This is a genomic window from Providencia sp. PROV032, assembly GCF_028484875.1.
Taxonomy (GTDB): domain Bacteria; phylum Pseudomonadota; class Gammaproteobacteria; order Enterobacterales; family Enterobacteriaceae; genus Providencia; species Providencia rettgeri_E.
In genome coordinates this window covers 111,802-130,255 of the sequence record NZ_JAMPSX010000007.1, presented here as the reverse complement: position 1 = coordinate 130,255, position 18,454 = coordinate 111,802, and the positions used below count along the sequence as shown (strand labels likewise).

Sequence of the window (18,454 nt, the reverse complement as noted above, 5' to 3'; positions counted from 1 at the left end):
TAAATGATCCGAGAGAAATTTATTATTATTTTTCGACAATACTGTCAAAGATATTCCCCCTATTTCCCGAAAACTCCTTACCAAGAGAAATATTTTCTATATTAAACCCAATATTAACATTTCCAAATTTTTAGCCTCTAATAAAAAAACAGGAAAAATCTTTTTATTCATGATGTTAGAGTGATATCGATTATCATTAATATTTATTTATTATGAAAAAGTTACCAGTTTTGCAAATATAACTTCGTTGATATGGCGCAAAAAAAACTAAATATGTCAGAGTAACATAGCCCTTGAATAACACTATATTTAATATGGTCATAAAGGCTAATATCAATGAATACAAAAAATAAATTATTAAATAGCCCTATCACAAGGCGCAATGTCGTGAAATCTGGCACTGCCAGCGGTTTATTTGCTGCAGTCGGTGGTTTATCACTTCCTTTTAATGCAAAAGCAATCGATAACACTCAAAACTCAACATCTCCTGAAGAAAAAGCCGTTTGGAGTTCATGTACCGTCAACTGTGGTAGCCGTTGCCTATTACGCCTTCATGTTCGTGACGATGAGGTATATTGGGTTGAGTCTGATACTACCGGGAAAGATGAATATGGTAATCATCAAGTAAGAGCTTGCCTACGTGGTCGTTCAATCCGCAGGAGAATGAACCACCCGGATAGATTGAAATACCCAATGAAACGCGTAGGAAAACGTGGAGAAGGCAAATTTGTCCGAATTTCATGGGAAGAAGCCCTAGATACTGTCGGCAATAGCTTACGCGATACGCTAAAAAATTATGGTAATGAAGCTGTTCATGTTTTGTATGGAACGGGTGTTGACGGCGGTAATATCACCAATTCAAATGTTCCTTACCGCTTAATGAATTCATGTGGTGGTTTCCTGAGCCGCTATGGCAGTTATAGTACCGCGCAAATTCGTGCGGGTATGAATTATCTGTATGGTTCTCAAGAAGCCAACAGCCCTGATGATATCGAAAATACAAAATTAGTTGTGATGTTTGGAAATAACCCCGCGGAAACTCGTATGAGTGGCGGAGGTGTGACTTATTATGTCGAACAAGCACGTGAACGTTCCAATGCGCGCATGATAGTTATTGACCCTCGTTATAATGACACAGCTTCTGGTAGAGAAGATGAATGGTTACCTATTCGCCCTGGTACTGATGGTGCACTCGCTGCTGCATTAGCTTACGTGATTATTACTGAGGATATGGTCGACCAAGAGTTTGTTGATAAATACTGTATCGGCTATGACGAAAAAACCTTACCAGCTTCTGCTCCTCAAAATGGTCACTATAAAGCCTATATTTTAGGCCAAGGTACTGATGGGGTGGCTAAAACACCACAGTGGGCCGCTAAAATTACAGGTATCCCAGCAGATAAAATCATTAAGTTAGCCCGTGAAATAGGCCAAGCAAAACCCGCTTATATTGTTCAAGGCTGGGGCCCTCAACGTCATTCAAATGGTGAACAAACCGTTCGAGCAATTGCCATGTTAGCCATTATTACGGGGAATGTTGGCATCAGTGGTGGAAATTCAGGCTGTCGTGAAGACACTTATGATTCCGGTGTTGAATGGTTTCCAATGCTCGATAACCCAGTCAAAACTCAAATTTCCGTTTTCACATGGACAGATGCTATCGAACGCGGTACAGAAATGACTGCTATTCATGATGGTATAAAAGGGAAAGATAAATTAGATGTTCCCATTAAATTTTTATGGTGCTATGCCAGTAACACATTGATAAATCAACACAGTGATATCGCTCGCACCCATGAGATTTTACAAGATGACAGCAAATGTGAAATGATTGTTGGTATCGACCACTTCATGACAGCATCTGCAAAATATTGCGATATTTTACTACCTGATTTAATGCCTACCGAACAAGAAGATCTTATTCCTAGTGAGTCTGCAGGAAACATGTCATACATGATCTTAGGCCAACCAGCCACTAGCGCTAAATTTGAGCGTAAGCCCATCTATGAAATTTTGTCTGAAATAGCCAAACGCTTAGGCCCTGATGTCGAACAAAAATTCACTGAAGGCCGCACCCAACACGAATGGGTTAAATATTTATGTGAAAAAAGCCGTGAACGCTTCCCTGACATGCCAACTTATGAAGAAATGAAAACAGTGGGTATTTTCAAGCACAAATGCCCAGATGAGCATGTCATTGGATTTAAAGCCTTTCGAGAGGATCCTCAAACCAATCCATTGAAGACACCTTCCGGGAAAATAGAAGTCTACTCTGAAAGCCTAGCTGAAATAGCGAAAACATGGCAATTAGCACCTGATGATGTGATTGACCCGTTACCAATTTACACCGAAGGCTTTGAAAGCCATACCGATAGTCTTAATAAAAAATACCCATTACAAATGACAGGTTTTCATTATAAGGCCAGAACGCACTCCAGTTATGGCAACATTGATATCTTGAAACAGGCATGTCGCCAAGAAATATGGATTAACCCAATAGATGCTAAAGCGCGTGGTATTAAACAGGGTGATATGGTCAAAGTTTTCAATAATCGAGGTGAAGTTCATATTCCAGCAAAAGTGACACCACGGATCATTCCAGGCGTGACAGCTATGGGCCAAGGGGCTTGGTTAGATGCCGATATGTTTGGCAAAAAAGTAGACCAAGGCGGGTGTATTAATGTCCTCACGACTCAACGCCCTTCACCGCTTGCTAAGGGGAACCCTCAGCATACTAACTTAGTTGAAATTGCTAAACTATAAGGAGCCCGGTATGTCACAACAATATGGTTTTTATATTGATACACAACGTTGCACCGGCTGCAAAACGTGCGAACTCGCCTGTAAAGATTTTAAAAATTTATCTTCTGATGTTCATTTCCGTCGTATTTATGAATATGCAGGCGGTGACTGGACAGAGCAAGATGGTGCATGGCATCAAAATGTATTTTCTTATTATGTTTCCATTTCATGCAACCATTGTGAAGACCCTGCTTGCGTTAAAGTTTGCCCAAGTGGCGCGATGCATAAACGTGAAGATGGCTTTGTCGTTGTCGATGAAAGTGTTTGTATTGGCTGCCGTTATTGCCATATGGCATGCCCTTATAGTGCACCTCAGTTTGATGCAGTTAAAGGACATATGACGAAGTGTGATGGCTGCTATGAACGTGTAGCTGAAGGTAAAAAACCCATTTGTGTCGAGTCTTGTCCACTACGTGCATTAGATTTCGGGCCTATTGAAGAATTACGTACAAAATACGGTACTATCAATGAGATAGCGCCTCTACCTGCAGCACACTATACCAAACCCAATATTGTGTTAAATCTCAATGAAAATTGCCGTCCTGCTGGCGACACCACAGGTTATTTAGCAAATCCGGAGGAAGTTTAAAATGGGCGCAGGTTTACATGAATATCCGTTAATCTTCTTTACTGTTATAGGTCAAAGTGTTGCTGGCGCATTTATACTTATGGCTCTGGTATTATTAATTAAACCCATAAAAGAACAGCATCATAGGATTGTCATGAGCATGTTCGGTTTATGGGCGTTAATGGGAATTGGCTTTTTACTGTCCATGTTGCATATGGGGTCACCGATGCGCGCCTTCAATTCAATGATACGCGTTGGTCACTCTGCGCTAAGTAATGAAATAGTCAGTGGCTCAATATTCTTTATCTTAGGTGGGCTGTATTGGTTACTGTCATTATTGAAGAAGATGCCCAAGTCTATTGGTACTATTTGGTTAATTGTCACAATTATTTGTGCGGCAATATTTATTTATGCCATATCTCGCGTATACCAAATTGATACCGTCCCAACTTGGTTTAATCATTATGGTAGTTTGCAGTTTATCTTAACCAGTTTTATTGCGGGGCCTGTTCTTGCCGCATTTTTATTGCGCATAGCAAGCTATGATATCAATAACGTCCGCTTTTTTACCTTAATCAGCATTGTGGCGGTGATTGCGAGCAGTATTTTGGTAACGGCACAAGGATTTGAATTAGGATCTATCCAAAGTTCGGTACAAAAAGCATCGGATCTTGTTCCTGATTATGCCTCACTGATGGGATGGCGTACTGTTTGCTTAACATTGGGGCTAGCTTTCTGGATTTACCCACATGTTAAAATGAAAAACCCTTCAATTATTGGGCTACTAGTCGCCGTATTATTGGTGATTTTTGGTGAATTGATTGGTAGAGGCATTTTCTACGGGCTGCATATGACGGTGGGTATGGCTGTTGCAGGCTAACGACTAATTCATTGTTTTTTACGATGATAAGAAGGTTAATGACTTTCTTATCATCGACAACAATCTCATGTTTCGCTACGATCACACCAACGCATCATCATCAACATAGCAAGTGGACAAATATGGAACAAAAATTATTGGCAGATTTTTCGCTTTGTGCGCAAACTTTGGGAGCATTATTTTATTATGATCCTTCTGATGCACGCGTAAATACGTTAATTGATTTATTTACAACGAGCGAATGGTTAGCTGAGTGGCCATTTACTCAGGATTATGATTGCCAATCTATTGATAAACTCTTTCAAGATAGTCTTTCTGAAACAGAAACATTACAAGAGGCCTACCAGCGCTTATTTATTGGTCCTTATGCATTACCTGCACCACCTTGGGGTTCCGTTTATCTTGATAAAGAAAATGTTATTTTTGGTATTTCGACACTTGAATTAAGAGCATGGCTTCGTAATAACCAAATTAATATTGAATTAAATCAAAAAGAACCAGAAGATCATGTAGGGCTATTATTTCTTCTCACCGCTTGGATGATTGAAAATAAACCAGAATTATTACGTGAATTTCTAGAAATACATTTTTTACCTTGGGTATATCGCTATTTAGAAAAAATGCAATTACAAAGTGGGAATGCATTTTATGTAGCCAGCGCACTGCTCGCTACTGAAACGTTAAAATATATCCAACAAACAGCGCAATTAAACCCAGCGAATAAAGAACTTTGCCTTTAAGTTTTACATATCGGAATTTTATGCAGCAAACTCCCTCTCAATAGCATAGCTATTAAGAGGGAGGTAAACATATTATGGATGCTTTTTAGGTGTATGGTAGGTGTCGCTGAGGAAGGAAATTATGCTATCTAAATCAGAAATATAGGCAATATTATTTTCGCAACCTGATTGATATGCAGAGCTAATACCTGTCGGCAACATGAGAACTGGCAATGATTGATTTTGTTCACCAATTAACGAAACTAACGGCTCTCTTGGTTTTTCAAAGCCGACATAACTCACTTCAATAAAATCAGCTAAATTAGGGTTTTTCGCCAAAACACCTTCTAACATCGTACAATCAGGGCAGAAAAAAGTGTCTCCTGCATAATTTTCATCTGAAAACCCCATGTCTAAAAGATACAATTTACATTTCATTATGATACCTAATATGGTTAGAGTAATAAGAATAAATCGATAATAACTAACTACTGTATCTGTGATAAAGCAGAAGCAACATCGTCTAATAAATCATCAATATCTTCACAACCTAAAGAGAAACGTAATAAACCGTCCGTTACCCCTTGAAGTAAACGTTCTTCTTCGGGAATACACGCATGGGACATCATTTTAGGGTATGAAATAATTGATTCTATGCCCCCTAAACTGACCGCCACTAATGGAATGCGAATCGCATCTAGAAACCGTTTCACATTTTCATAGCAGCCCAAGTCAAAGGAAACCACCATTCCGCCATTTTTAGATTGTTGCATATGCACAAGATGATTTGGATGGGAAACCAATCCCGGATAAAACACCTGCTGCACATTGGGGTGTTCATTCAGATATTCTGCAAGTTTTTGAGCATTTTCACTGGCTCGTTCAACCCGCATTGCCATCGATTTTAAACCTCGCATCGTCAGCCAACTATCAAATGGTGCGGCAATACTGCCAATCGCAACGGCAGATTTATGTAACCACCTCGCATATTCAGGGTTATTCGTCGCCACTGTTCCCAAAATCACATCACTGTGACCATTAATAAATTTAGTCGCACTATTAATAGAAAAATCAATGCCAAGAGATATCACCTCTGATAACAACGGCGTCATAAATGTATTGTCACAGATGGTAATAATATTATGCTGTTTCGCTATCCCAATAACCGATTTTAAATCAGTAATTTGTAACGTTGGATTAGACGGCGTTTCAATATAAAACGCTTTCGTTTTTTCCGTCATAGCCTGTTCATAATTCAACGGATTAGTCGCATCTACAAAGGTCACTGAAATACCATAACGCGGTAAAAATTCAGTCATTAACTGGAAAGAACCACCGTAAATATTTTTGCAGGCAACGATATGGTCGCCCTGGCTAAAATTAAGCAATACGGCACTTATTGCTGCCATTCCTGAAGAAAAAACCTCAGCAAACTTCGCATTTTCAATCGCACAAATAGCCTCACTTAATGCATCTCTTGTTGGATTGGAAAAACGCGAATAAATATGGTCGTAACTTTCCTCAATATTGGCTTGTGAAAATGTGGATGATTGATATAACGGAATAGAAGAACTGCCGGTATATTTATCTGTCATGGGATACCCATGAATAACTTTGGTGTTAATTTTCATAAATAAATCGCATTATCAAAAGTCTATTTAATCGTTGCTACATTGATTTCAGAATAAGCAAAAATAGCCGGCGCTCCGCCAGTATGAATGAAAAGTAATGGCTGATTACCATCAATACTCTCTTTTAAGATATGATCAATTAACCCTGACATTGCTTTAGCGGTATACACAGGGTCAAGTAATATGCCTTCTTTTTGTGCTAATAACTCAATGGCTTGTTGGCCTTTATTATTCGGTTTTCCATAACAAGGTAAAAAATATTGATCCCACAGATTCACTTTAGGGAAAACAGCCATGTTGAGTAATTCACCAAGTTCTTGTTGCAACGCTTCTATTTTAGGTTGTTGCTGTGCAACGGTTCTAGATACCGTAACCCCAATCACAGGTGTTTGAGGTAATACCGATTGTAACCCCATTGCCAACCCTGCATGTGTTCCGGCACTGCCAGAAGCAACAATTACCGCTGCAAATTCGATATCTTTAGGTTTTTGCTCTGCAATTTCTAATGCACAATTAACATAGCCTAATGACCCTAAAGCATTGGAACCGCCAATGGGAACAATATAAGCGTCTTGCAGATTAAGTGATTTAACGAGAGCCTGCATTTGCGCATATGGGTCTGTTAATTCATCACATAAATAACAACGTGTATTAAATAAATCTGTCAGTTGTTTATTGCCATTATTTAAAAATAATGGATTTGAACTCTGTAATGGATTTTCCAATAACGCCACACATTCAAGCCCATACATCGAGGCAATTGCAGCGGTTTGCCGTACATGGTTAGATTGAATCGCCCCCGCCGTGACCACCACTTTTGCTTTCTTTTGTACTACATCGGCAATTAAATATTCTAATTTACGTAATTTATTGCCCCCCATGGCAAGGGGGGTCATATCATCACGTTTAATATAAATATCACGGCCTAAATATTCGGATAGATTATTTAATTTTGTTAACGGTGTCGGTCCTTGAAGTAAATCTATTTTTTCAATAGCCGCCAGTCGCTGTTTTATATTCATTAGTTCGTGACCCGATTAATACGTGAAACCTAAATAGAGGTAAACCATCAGAGCAAACGCTGCCGTGACTGTCGCATAAGGCATTTGCGTACGAATATGCTCAATATGGTCGCAATCTGTCGCCATTGACGCAACAATGGCATCACTGGAAATTGGTGAGGTCATATCTCCGTAAATAGAACCTGCAATCGCTGCACCAATCATATATTCAACAGGCATTCCGACTGAGAGCCCTAATTGCACGCCGATGGGGATCATAATGGCAAATGTTCCCCATGAGGTTCCTGTTGCTAATGACATAACCGCACTAATTAAAAAGATAAAACCTATTGAGAATGCAGGTGAAATAACGCCTGATGTGATTTCTGCAATATAAGCACCGGTATTTAAATCAGAAGAGACAGTTCCCATTAAGAAAGCAAGGATCATCACTGAACTGATTTTCACCATACTCGCATAGCCGATGTACAATTCTTTAAAGAAAGTCTCAATGTTAAGTACGCGACGCGCTAAGAACCAGACAAAAGAAACTAAGGTTCCGAACATGACTCCCCAATATACCGATGTTGAGCCACTGCCCTTACTAAAATCGCCATTACCGGTAATATAAAGCGCAACAGGCACCATTAATACCGTTGATAAAATTGGGATAAAGAAGTTAAGAGAGGTATGGCAGTTAGGGTGCTCAATAATATCTTCATCATCTTGCTCAGTTTCTTCTGCGGATAATAAAGTTAAAGCCTGCTGCTCTGCGCGTAAATCTGCTTTCTTCATTGGCCCCCAAGAAATATTGGAGAAAATATAGAACAGTACTGAAGCGAGAGAAAACCACGCCATGATATTAAATACCATGGAGCCTGCTAAAATTTCAAAAGGTTCTCCAGTAATAAGGCCTTTAGATATTTGTACGCCAATAACGCCCATCATTGCCGCTCCCCAACCGTTGATCATGGCTGATGAACACACTGATACACAGGAAGTCTGCACAATGTAGGACATTTTTTCTGGCGAAACACCGTATTTTTTCGCTAGTGTTTTTGTTGATGCTCCAGCAATTAATTGGTTAATAGAGCTTTCAATAAATATTAATGAGGTAATAATCATCGCCATTAATTGAACAGCTTTTTTATTTTTAATTAACTTTGTTTTATTCGTTAATAATTTAACTAATGATCGTACGCCACCCGTCACAACAACGAGGCGCATAATACCACCAATCATCACCATAAATAGAATTGTTTTCGTATTTCCCGGTGATGCAAATGTATTAATAATACCATCAAGCGTTCCATTCACACCTAATAATATATTATGATCATGTATAACAGTAAAACCAACAAATATCCCTAGCAACAATGACAATATAACTTGTCGGGTAAAAATGGCTAAAAGTATTGTTACCATTGGCGTAACAATGGTCCAAATTCCATAATCATTCATTAGAGGCTCTCTTATTATATTTTATTTTGATTTTAATAAATTAAGATAATGCGTTTTCTAAATCATTTAATAAATCCGTAATATCTTCAATACCTACAGATAAACGTAATGTTGTGTCATAAACATGGATACTTTCTCTTTCTTCTTTTGTCATTGAACCATGGGACATAGTTGCCGAATGATTCACCATACTTTCGACACCTCCCAATGATTCCGCTAAAACAAAATACTTAACTTTAGACAAAAATACTTTGGTATCTTCAATATCCCCGGCTAATTTAATCGTCACAACCGCTCCCCCTGTACGCATTTGTTTTTGGCATAATTCATATTGAGGGTGTGAAGGTAATCCAGGGTAATAGACTTGTTCCACTTTCGGGTGTGTCGATAAATATTTCGCCACCTGAGCTGCATTACTGCATTGTGCAGCCATACGTAATGCTAATGTTTTTAATCCACGTAAAGCGAGGTATGCATCAAAAGGGGAAGCAATTGCCCCAAGGGTTGTTTTTAGAAAATCAAGACGACTGGCTAAGTCTTCTCTTTGGGTGATCACGGCTCCCCCTATTAAATCGGAATGGCCGCCAATATATTTACTTGCCGATAACATCACTAAATCAGCACCCAACTCCAATGGTTTTTGATTCCAAGCTGTTGCAAAAGTATTATCAACACAAGTTAAAATATTATGTTTTTTTGCGAGTGAACAAATAGCATTAATATCAACTAATTCTAATAATGGGTTAGTCGGGCTTTCAATCCAAATTAAGCGTGTGTTGTCTTTTATTTTGGTTTTAACGTCTTCAAGATTATTTAAATCAACATAATCTATTTGATGACCACTATTAATGGTGGAAACTCGTTCAAATAACCGAAATGTTCCCCCGTAAACACCTTTCATCGCAATAATGTGTGAGTCTTTTGGTAATAAATTGAATACTAAGCTTGAGGCAGCCACACCGGATGCCGTTGCTGTTGCATAACTTCCACCTTCGATTTCAGCTAATAAAGTTTCATATGCATAGCGCGTTGGATTACTGCAACGCGAATAACAATATTCCCCATGATCTGTTAAGCTTTGTTGAACAAAAGTACTGGCTGTTGTAATGGCAGGGAAAATAGCATGATTAACGGTATCTTGCTGTTTTCCACCATGAATTAATATTGTAGCGATATTCTTAGTCATTATCTAAAACCCAATCATAGTAAAATAAGAACGATATATTTATATTTGTTGCTAAAAGGAATATGCCATAGGGAAATAGAAAATTTTTTCTAAAAATTAGTGCCTTTTTTCAAATTAAGAGAAAACTTTTCTATTTGAAAATAAATATCCTTTTAATTCATCTAGTTGATTATTTTTGAGTAAATGAGCTAGCCGTCACAATATCATTATTTTGTTTATCTCCAATCACTAACAAACCATTAAAAACCACATAACCAACTAAAATAAAAGAAAAAATGTTCCATATAAGTTAATTATATCATTACACTTTGTAATTAATTAGTGGTCAAAATTGAGTTAATTTAACATTGGTGTCTGTAATCCTCCTTAGTTTTCACCCAATCATACTGTTAAAGAAGAATATAAGAGAAACTTATTCTCTTTCTCGCATTTCATATATTTACCCCTATCAATGATTGTGTGGTTTTACGTTAATCTCGAATTAAAAACAGACAGCGCCTAGTAGGAATAGTATTATTAGCGCCATTAGGCCTTTTATTCTATTTGAGATTTTATTGTGACTTCATTTGCTGACCTTAATGTACTTTCCCCAGAACAACTCACTAACTTACAAGAGTTAGGCTACCTCAGTATGACGCCGATCCAAGCTGCTGCGCTTCCTATCATCCTTGCAGGAAAAGATGTTCGCGCACAAGCGAAAACCGGCAGCGGTAAAACCGCCGCTTTTGGCCTTGGGTTATTACAACATATTGATGCTAAATTATTTAAAACTCAGTCTCTCGTTCTATGCCCAACTCGCGAGCTCGCTGAACAAGTCGCCAATGAATTACGCCGTTTAGCCCGCGCTATCCCTAACATTAAAATTTTAACTCTTTGCGGTGGTGTGCCATTTAGTGTGCAACGCGATTCACTTGCCCATGCCGCTCATATTATTGTCGCCACTCCGGGGCGCTTACTTGACCATCTAAATCGTGAAACCGTACAACTTGATGCCTTACAAACTTTGGTTTTAGACGAAGCTGATAGAATGTTAGACATGGGTTTTATGCCTGATATTGAAACAGTGATTGATTACGCCCCAATTAATCGCCAAACATTATTGTTTTCCGCGACTTGGCCAGATGAAATTGCACGAATCAGCCAACAAATCCAACATGAACCACAAACAATTGAAATTAATAGTGTTGATGAGCTTCCAGCGGTTGAACAGCAGTTCTATGAAGTCGCCCGCCACGATAAAATTGAGCTATTGCAGAAACTCTTAAGCCGTGAGCAACCCGCTTCTTGTGTGATTTTTTGTAATACAAAAAAGGATTGCCAAGCTGTTTATGACGCACTAACTGCCAGCAAGCAAAGTGTCTTAGTACTCCATGGCGACTTAGAACAACGCGACCGCGACCAAACTCTCGTGCGTTTCGCTAATGGGAGTAGCCGCGTATTAGTAGCAACAGATGTCGCCTCTCGCGGGTTGGATATTAAAGCCCTGGAAATGGTGATTAACTATGAATTGTCATGGGATCCTGAAGTTCATGTTCACCGTATTGGCCGAACTGCACGAGCTGGTGAAAGTGGCTTAGCAATTAGTTTATGTGCGCCAGAAGAAGCTCAACGCGCGAATGCCCTTGAAGAAATGTTAAACATGAAACTCAATTGGCAGCCTGAACCGACAGGGTTGCGCATTACCCCATTAGACGCCTCAATGATGACACTGTGCCTTGATGGCGGTAAAAAAGCAAAAATGCGCCCCGGTGATATTTTAGGTGCACTCACTGGAGAGGTTGGCCTTGATGGTGCGGATATTGGTAAAATTGTGATCCACCCTACCCATGCTTATGTTGCGGTTAAGCGTGAAGTAGCACAACAAGCGTGGAAACATTTACAGCAAGGTAAAATCAAAGGCAAGTCAGTGAAAGCAAGACTGCTAAAATAACCCGTATTTCCTGTGTTTCCTTCCTGTATTAAACGGAAGGAAACACATGTGTCATTTTATAATGCCGCTTTATTTTCTTGCGGCAATGCCGATTTCGGTAAGCCAAATATTTTGTCGAAAGCCCAATTAAAGAAGAAAGTATAAATTGGGATAAAAATGATTAAGGCAAAATCGAGTATCAATGCTTGTAAAAGGCTAATTGATAACCACCATGCAATTAAAGGAATTAAAAAAACCACCAACGTTAATTGAAATAATATGGCGTGTACAAACCGACGCCTAAACGTTCTAATACGTGATTTTTGTTTTGATTCCCAATATTCAAATGCGGTATTGAAAATAAAGTTCCAGCTCACTGCAATAGTCGTTATGACTAAAGCTAATGGACCTGTTGTTTCTGCTGAATTACCGGAAAGAAAGGCCAATGCCAACGCTGAAATTAACCACCCAATAACCTCATAAGCCGTGACAAAAACAATTTTACGTTTAATCCCCTGCATTTTCCCACCTCCAAAATATCATTATCAACAAGGTGGTAAAATAAATATAATTCAATGATAATAAAAGTCAGCTTCTATCAGTTTTATTGAAAGGTCAACAATGCCATTTAATAGTGATAACTTAACCGTTTTTCTTACTGTATTAGATAAAGGCTCATTTTCCGCAGCGGCTAGGGCCTTAAAACGTGTGCCATCAGCGGTTAGTATGGCAGTAGCGAATTTAGAGGCTGAACTTGGATTCGAACTATTTGATAGACATACACGGGAACCAAAACCTACAGAAAAAGCACTTTCATTAGCGCCTTATGCACGGCATATTATTGCCAATTTATCTCAACTTAATACTTTTTCTCTGGAATTATCTCAAGGTGTTGAAAGCACACTGACCATTGGTATTGCGGCTGGTATTAATGCCAATTTACTCTTTGATGCTCTACATATTTTAAGCCAACGTTACCCTTTACTGCATATTGAACTGATTACCGCCCCTCAAGATGATCTTTTACCGTTATTACATGAACAACAAATTCATCTCGCCATTGTCTTTGGCGGTTTATATGTTAATTCTCAAGAGCAATTTCACTACATTGGTGAAGAATCAATTATTGCGACAATTTCCGCTAAACACCCTTCACTGCAAAATAAAGCCTCACTGTATATTGAAGACCTCGTTGAAAGCCGGCAAATAATTATTGCGAGTCGTCAACGTGAGTTGAGTGATATACGCATTCTAGTTTCCAGTAACTATTGGAAAACAGACAGTTTCTCTTTGGCTCTCGGTTTAGTCGAGAGTGGCATGGGATGGGGAAATTTTCCTTTGTCACTGATTAAAGATAAATTGAATGATGGCTCACTAAAGCCCCTTGAGTTTAAAAATACCCCAAATGGCTTTAAACTGCCTATCCATGCGGTATGTTTGAAAGGGCACGTGCTTAAACGTGGTGCTCAAGAATGCATTGAATTACTAAAAAAGTGACCCTACCCTCACCCCATTCTTAAATCGCCGCCATACTACTGATTCGGAGATAACCGTGCTTAATCAAACTATCAAACATATCCATAATATCCGTTTACCTTAGCGTGATGGCCTGTGGCGTATTGATATCGATAATCAAAGAATTCAAGCCATTCTTCCACAAAATGAAGGCGAAATATTGCCAAACAGCTTAGACGATAAAGCCGGTTTAGTAACCGCTCCCTTCGTTGAGCCACTATTCACTCGGGTACCACTCAAACCGCTGGGCAACCCAAATTCATTTAGAACAAACGGAAACAATCCATTATGGATATACTCTAAAAATCTAACCATTAATTTTTTATTCCAAAACGGTTTTCTATAACCATCGGTGAGGCAATTCTCCTACGCCACATCATTTACGCCAATAGAATCAGTCAAAAAACAATCTTAATCAGATAAACAGCAATAAATCACGTATTTTTCACACAAATTCCATTTCTATATACTAGAATTATTGCTGATAAAAAAGCTTTGGTGAACAAATAAACGTCTTATAGGCACACTCTTTTTGGTCATAAGTGCCATTTCTAAGTATTAAGTGCAATTTCCATTGAAATTCAATGTGAAAGTTTTATATTTTTTATAGAGTTATCTGAAACTGGATTTGAGCTTTATTTATAGCAACAATAACGCTAATACACTGACTGTCATGCAGTGGTGGTCAATATTCCTGTTTTGCTGTACCGAGAATACGTCACAAATAAAGCTCTCTGAATCCCACTTTGAAAAAAAATGGAGATCAGATGAGTACTGAGCACATAGTTAACCCAAAAAACACTGTCGACCCTTGGCAACGCATAGCTGCTGAGCTATTAAGTGAAGCTGACATTAAAATTAATGGCTCCCGCCCTTTCGATATTCAAGTTCACAACCCCCAATTCTTTAAACGCGTGCTACAACAAGGCTCAATAGGATTAGGTGAAAGCTATATGGATGGTTGGTGGGATTGCGAGCGCTTAGATATATTTTTCCAATATGTATTACGCCATAAGCTCGATAAAAAAATACCGCATAATTTCAGTGATACATTGAAAATTGCTGTCGCACGTGTTCGCAACCTACAAACTTTAAAACGCGCTCGTATTGTTGGAGAAGAACATTATGACCTCGGAAATGACTTATTTTCCCTAATGCTCGACCCTTATATGCAATATTCTTGTGGCTACTGGAAAGGTTTAGAAACGGTTCCTGAAAACCTTCATCTCGCACAAGAACAAAAATTAAATTTAATCTGCGAAAAACTGCAATTAAAACCGGGGATGCGATTACTTGATATAGGTTGTGGCTGGGGAGGACTTGCAGCTTACGCAGCAAAGCACTTTGGTGTTTCAGTGACAGGGGTGACCATTTCTGCTGAACAACAAAAATATGCTCAAGCGCGTTGTGTAGGCTTAGATGTCGATATTAAATTAGAAGATTATCGGAATCTCAACGACCAATTTGACCGTATTGTCTCTGTCGGCATGTTTGAGCATGTCGGCCCGAAAAACTATGCGGCTTACTTTGATGTTATCCAACGCAATTTGAAAAATCATGGTTTATTTTTACTTCACACCATTGGCTCTAACCAAAGCAAAGTGAATGTCGACCCATGGATCAATAAGTATATTTTCCCAAACGGCTGCCTACCTTCTATACAAAACATTGGTGAAACCAGTGAAGGTAAACTGGTGATGGAAGACTGGCATAATTTTGGTGCTGATTATGACCATACACTGATGGCATGGTACTCCCGTTTTCAAGCTGCTTGGCCTGAACTCGAATTTAACTATACACCTCGCTTCAAACGCATGTTTTCCTATTATCTAAATGCTTGTGCAGGTGCATTTAGAGCTCGAGACATTCAGTTATGGCAAATACTTTGGAGCCCACACGGTGTTGACGGTGGCCTACGTGTTGCTCGCTAAGCTTTTGTCTTGAACATATATCTTCATTAACCTTACGGGCTAGTTAAAGAATCAATGTGTTTCATTCAACCATTGCTCAATAGCCTGTAAGCCTTGCTGCACATTATCTTTCAAGTGGGTACCCACCATTGGTTGCTGCTCTAATAACTCACACGTTTTTACTGCGCTTTGCATTCCTAAACTGGCACAACTGCTTTTTAACTGGTGAGCAAGACGCTTGACTTGTTCTGTGTTATTTTCTGCTCGTGCAATGTCAATTTGGTCGACCAAAGGCAAGGAATGCTGTTTAAAAATACTCACCCATTCGCGAATTTTCGGAAGTCCCATTAGCTCGGCATCACTAATAAGCTGTTGTAAATCTATAAATTTCTCCTGAATGCTAGGATCAGGCAATGTATATTCGCCGCCTGAAATATATTTAACGATTAATTGATTTAACATATCTCTTGGTACCGGTTTTTGAATAATACCGCGAAAAACTTGGCTGGTTCGTTGGCGCAATGTTTCATCAATCACATGAGCACTAAAACCAATCAAAATCAATGTAGGGTAAGTTCTCGCTATTTGTTTAGCCAAGGTGATACCGTCAATATCTGGTAAACCAAAATCCACCAATGCCGCGGTAAATTGTTGCCCAGTTTGTAGGGCTGCTAGCGCCTCAGCTGCAGAGCCAACAATAGTGACCTGTGCCCCGCTGCGGGTTAACATTTCCCCACTAATTTTCTGAGTCAATGGGTTGTCTTCTATGAGTAATAAATGCACGCCCAACATGTCTAATGGCAGATCAGCCGATTTACTTACGGGATGCGAGGCGATACATAACGGCAGTGTTAAACGAAAACAACTCCCGCTTCCTAATTGGCTGCTCACCGTTAATTCACCGCCCATCGCTTGCGCTAAACTGGCACTAATTGTCAGCCCAAGCCCTGTTCCGCCCCGCTGGCTATCCACTTGTACAAATGGCTTAAAAATATCCGTAAATCGTGAGCTATCAATGCCGCACCCTGTGTCTTCCACTTCAATAAACCAATATTTGCCATAACGGCAACTGCGTAACGTAATTTGCCCCTGCTGAGTAAAGCGCAATGCATTACTCAGTAAATTCGTGATAATTTGTCGGATCCGTAGCGGGTCCCCTTGTAAAGCAATCGGTAAATCATCCGCAATATCTGCAACTAACTGAATAGCAGGGTTTTTATTACTTGCATTCATTAAATACAGAGTGCTTTCTAATAGCGGCTTGGGTTCAAAAGGCTCATCATTGATAGAAACATTCTGTCCTCCTGCTTCAATGGAAGAGTAATCCAAAATGTCATTCAAAATCGCTAACAAGGATTCCCCAGAGTCAGTAATTGCATATAAATCATCGTGATACTCACTCAGTGTTTTATTTTCTAACAATAACTGTGCGGTACCCAAAATCCCATAAAGTGGAGTACGGATTTCATGGCTCATTGCCGCCAAAAATGCCGATTTGGCCTGATTGGCTTGTTCTGCTTCAGAACGAGCTTTACGGTGCTCAACAACCATCACGCGCAGTTCTGCCGTCCTCGCTTTGACTTCGTCTGCTAGCTGTTCACGCTGATGATTTAAGGCATGAACACTTTCCCGAAATGCATCCATTAAACGGCCAATCGTATCAAGCTCTTTCACCCCTGCGGTTTCAGGAAATGCAGAGTCAATATCACCCTCTAATAAGCGTTGAAGGGCTTGGGTTTGCTGTGCCAACGGTTTTGTCACTAAACGATAAACCACTCTCCAAAGGATCAAAACCAATGAGAGTAGAGAGACAATACTCAACGCTAACAACCAATTCTGCCCCCGCTCACTGGCTTGCTTAAGTTGCCCCAATGCGGTTTTATTACGAAGTTCAATAGTGTCAACTAATTGCGCTACTTCACTACTGAAACGGGCAAATTGGTCAATATTATTTTGCGATAAAATCTGTAAGCGCGTTGTGATGTCGTTATCTTGCCGATACAACGCAATTAACTCGGTATAGCGCTTAACGTTATTCAATACGTTCTCGACTTGGCCCCGTACTGTGGGATCTTCAATATACTTTTGCCGACGTTGTAAGATTTTAACGGCAGAACTCAACTGTTTTTCTAGTTCAGCCATATTACGATGGGGCTGGTTTGAACCTAAATTAAGTACCATTTGCTGTACACGCATAGCACTTAATCGAAGCTCATTCATTTGGCTGGCATATTCAAGGTCAATATCAATTAGTTGATCAAGGGCTTGTTGGGCTTGTTCCCCTTGTTTTCTTTCAATAAGGTCATAAATACTGACCTGAGTTGCTCCCGCTGAAGTGGCGGCATTATTTGCCTGACCATGTGCCATTTGGGCGATATCACCTGCCGCTGCAATTATATGCTGCCTTAATTGTTGTTGCTCTGCGCGCAGCTTTAACCGCTGCCCGACCAATTCACCCTGTTGGCTTAATGATTGAGCAATTTCTTTTTCTTGCTGTTCAATATCTTGTGTATTGAAACCTTGTTCTCGTAATGTTTTCAGTATATTCGTGATTTTCAGGCTTTGGGCTGTTAACATCCGCCCTTGTGCTAACCAAATACTTTCGCTATCCGCATTTGTGAGATTTTGCGCAGAAAATAATTCCCAAGCGCTGGCTTCGCTCAGTTGTCTTGCCATATTCATCGTTGGGATCAGAGCCTCGGTATTGGCCTGTTCAACTTGGCTAACAAAACGTAAGTTGTACCACCCCACAAGGGTGCTGATAAAGGTCAATGCGGCCATCAGCGCAAAGCCCATCCACAATCGTCTAGTTAGTGATAAATTCACGGTTTGGTTAGCCTAAAAATTAAAATGGTTGAGTTAACAGCAAGAA

General features: G+C 39.5%; 14 protein-coding genes. 7 read left to right on the top strand and 7 right to left on the bottom strand.

From position 1 onward, the window contains the following. The first annotated feature begins 336 nt into the window (after positions 1–336). The 4 genes from PSF42_RS08230 to dmsD are packed head-to-tail and all read left to right on the top strand — an operon-like array spanning position 337 to position 4,990. A complete protein-coding gene (locus tag PSF42_RS08230; protein WP_272679817.1) occupies positions 337–2,763 on the top strand; it encodes a DmsA/YnfE/YnfF family dimethyl sulfoxide reductase in 2,427 nt (808 codons plus the stop codon). 10 nt (positions 2,764–2,773) lie between these two features. Next, entirely contained in the window at positions 2,774–3,391 is a 618-nt protein-coding gene (locus PSF42_RS08225; RefSeq protein ID WP_125891499.1) for a DMSO/selenate family reductase complex B subunit, read from the top strand. Between the two features lies 1 nt (position 3,392). Continuing rightward, positions 3,393–4,250 carry a DmsC/YnfH family molybdoenzyme membrane anchor subunit gene (locus PSF42_RS08220; protein WP_272679816.1) on the top strand — a complete coding sequence of 286 codons (858 nt, stop codon included), beginning with the start codon at positions 3,393–3,395 and terminating at the stop codon, positions 4,248–4,250. A gap of 38 nt (positions 4,251–4,288) precedes the next feature. After that, positions 4,289–4,990 carry a Tat proofreading chaperone DmsD gene (gene dmsD / locus PSF42_RS08215; RefSeq protein ID WP_272679815.1) on the top strand — a complete coding sequence of 234 codons (702 nt, stop codon included), beginning with the start codon at positions 4,289–4,291 and terminating at the stop codon, positions 4,988–4,990. 72 nt (positions 4,991–5,062) lie between these two features. On the opposite strand, the gene PSF42_RS08210 is transcribed toward dmsD, so the two are convergent. From PSF42_RS08210 to PSF42_RS08190, 5 genes are read right to left on the bottom strand one after another with little or no spacing between them, the layout of a single operon-like run. Next, positions 5,063–5,407, bottom strand: coding sequence for a DUF3088 family protein (locus PSF42_RS08210; RefSeq protein ID WP_272679814.1), 345 nt, complete (start codon positions 5,405–5,407; stop codon positions 5,063–5,065). 50 nt (positions 5,408–5,457) lie between these two features. Beyond that, on the bottom strand, positions 5,458–6,600 hold the full coding sequence (locus tag PSF42_RS08205; protein WP_125891503.1) for a trans-sulfuration enzyme family protein: 1,143 nt from the start codon (positions 6,598–6,600) through the stop codon (positions 5,458–5,460). A 23-nt stretch (positions 6,601–6,623) separates the two neighbouring features. Continuing rightward, positions 6,624–7,622 carry a D-cysteine desulfhydrase gene (locus PSF42_RS08200; protein WP_272679813.1) on the bottom strand — a complete coding sequence of 333 codons (999 nt, stop codon included), beginning with the start codon at positions 7,620–7,622 and terminating at the stop codon, positions 6,624–6,626. 15 nt (positions 7,623–7,637) lie between these two features. Further along, a complete protein-coding gene (locus PSF42_RS08195; RefSeq protein ID WP_272679812.1) occupies positions 7,638–9,062 on the bottom strand; it encodes a Na+/H+ antiporter NhaC family protein in 1,425 nt (474 codons plus the stop codon). A gap of 40 nt (positions 9,063–9,102) precedes the next feature. Then, positions 9,103–10,248: a trans-sulfuration enzyme family protein gene (locus tag PSF42_RS08190; RefSeq protein WP_272679811.1), complete on the bottom strand. Its 1,146-nt coding sequence runs from the start codon at positions 10,246–10,248 to the stop codon at positions 9,103–9,105. A gap of 556 nt (positions 10,249–10,804) precedes the next feature. Between PSF42_RS08190 and dbpA the strand changes: the two genes are divergently transcribed. Beyond that, entirely contained in the window at positions 10,805–12,178 is a 1,374-nt protein-coding gene (dbpA, locus tag PSF42_RS08185; RefSeq protein WP_125891507.1) for an ATP-dependent RNA helicase DbpA, read from the top strand. A 56-nt stretch (positions 12,179–12,234) separates the two neighbouring features. On the opposite strand, the gene PSF42_RS08180 is transcribed toward dbpA, so the two are convergent. After that, positions 12,235–12,678, bottom strand: coding sequence for a PACE efflux transporter (locus tag PSF42_RS08180; RefSeq protein ID WP_125891508.1), 444 nt, complete (start codon positions 12,676–12,678; stop codon positions 12,235–12,237). Between the two features lie 100 nt (positions 12,679–12,778). Here PSF42_RS08180 and PSF42_RS08175 point away from each other — a divergent pair, with 100 nt between their 5' ends. Both PSF42_RS08175 and cfa read left to right on the top strand, forming a co-directional pair. Beyond that, positions 12,779–13,654: a LysR family transcriptional regulator gene (locus tag PSF42_RS08175; RefSeq protein ID WP_125891509.1), complete on the top strand. Its 876-nt coding sequence runs from the start codon at positions 12,779–12,781 to the stop codon at positions 13,652–13,654. 785 nt (positions 13,655–14,439) lie between these two features. Beyond that, positions 14,440–15,603: a cyclopropane fatty acyl phospholipid synthase gene (gene cfa, locus PSF42_RS08170; protein ID WP_272679810.1), complete on the top strand. Its 1,164-nt coding sequence runs from the start codon at positions 14,440–14,442 to the stop codon at positions 15,601–15,603. A 51-nt stretch (positions 15,604–15,654) separates the two neighbouring features. On the opposite strand, the gene torS is transcribed toward cfa, so the two are convergent. After that, positions 15,655–18,408: a TMAO reductase system sensor histidine kinase/response regulator TorS gene (torS, locus tag PSF42_RS08165; protein ID WP_272679809.1), complete on the bottom strand. Its 2,754-nt coding sequence runs from the start codon at positions 18,406–18,408 to the stop codon at positions 15,655–15,657. Positions 18,409–18,454: the final 46 nt, after the last annotated feature.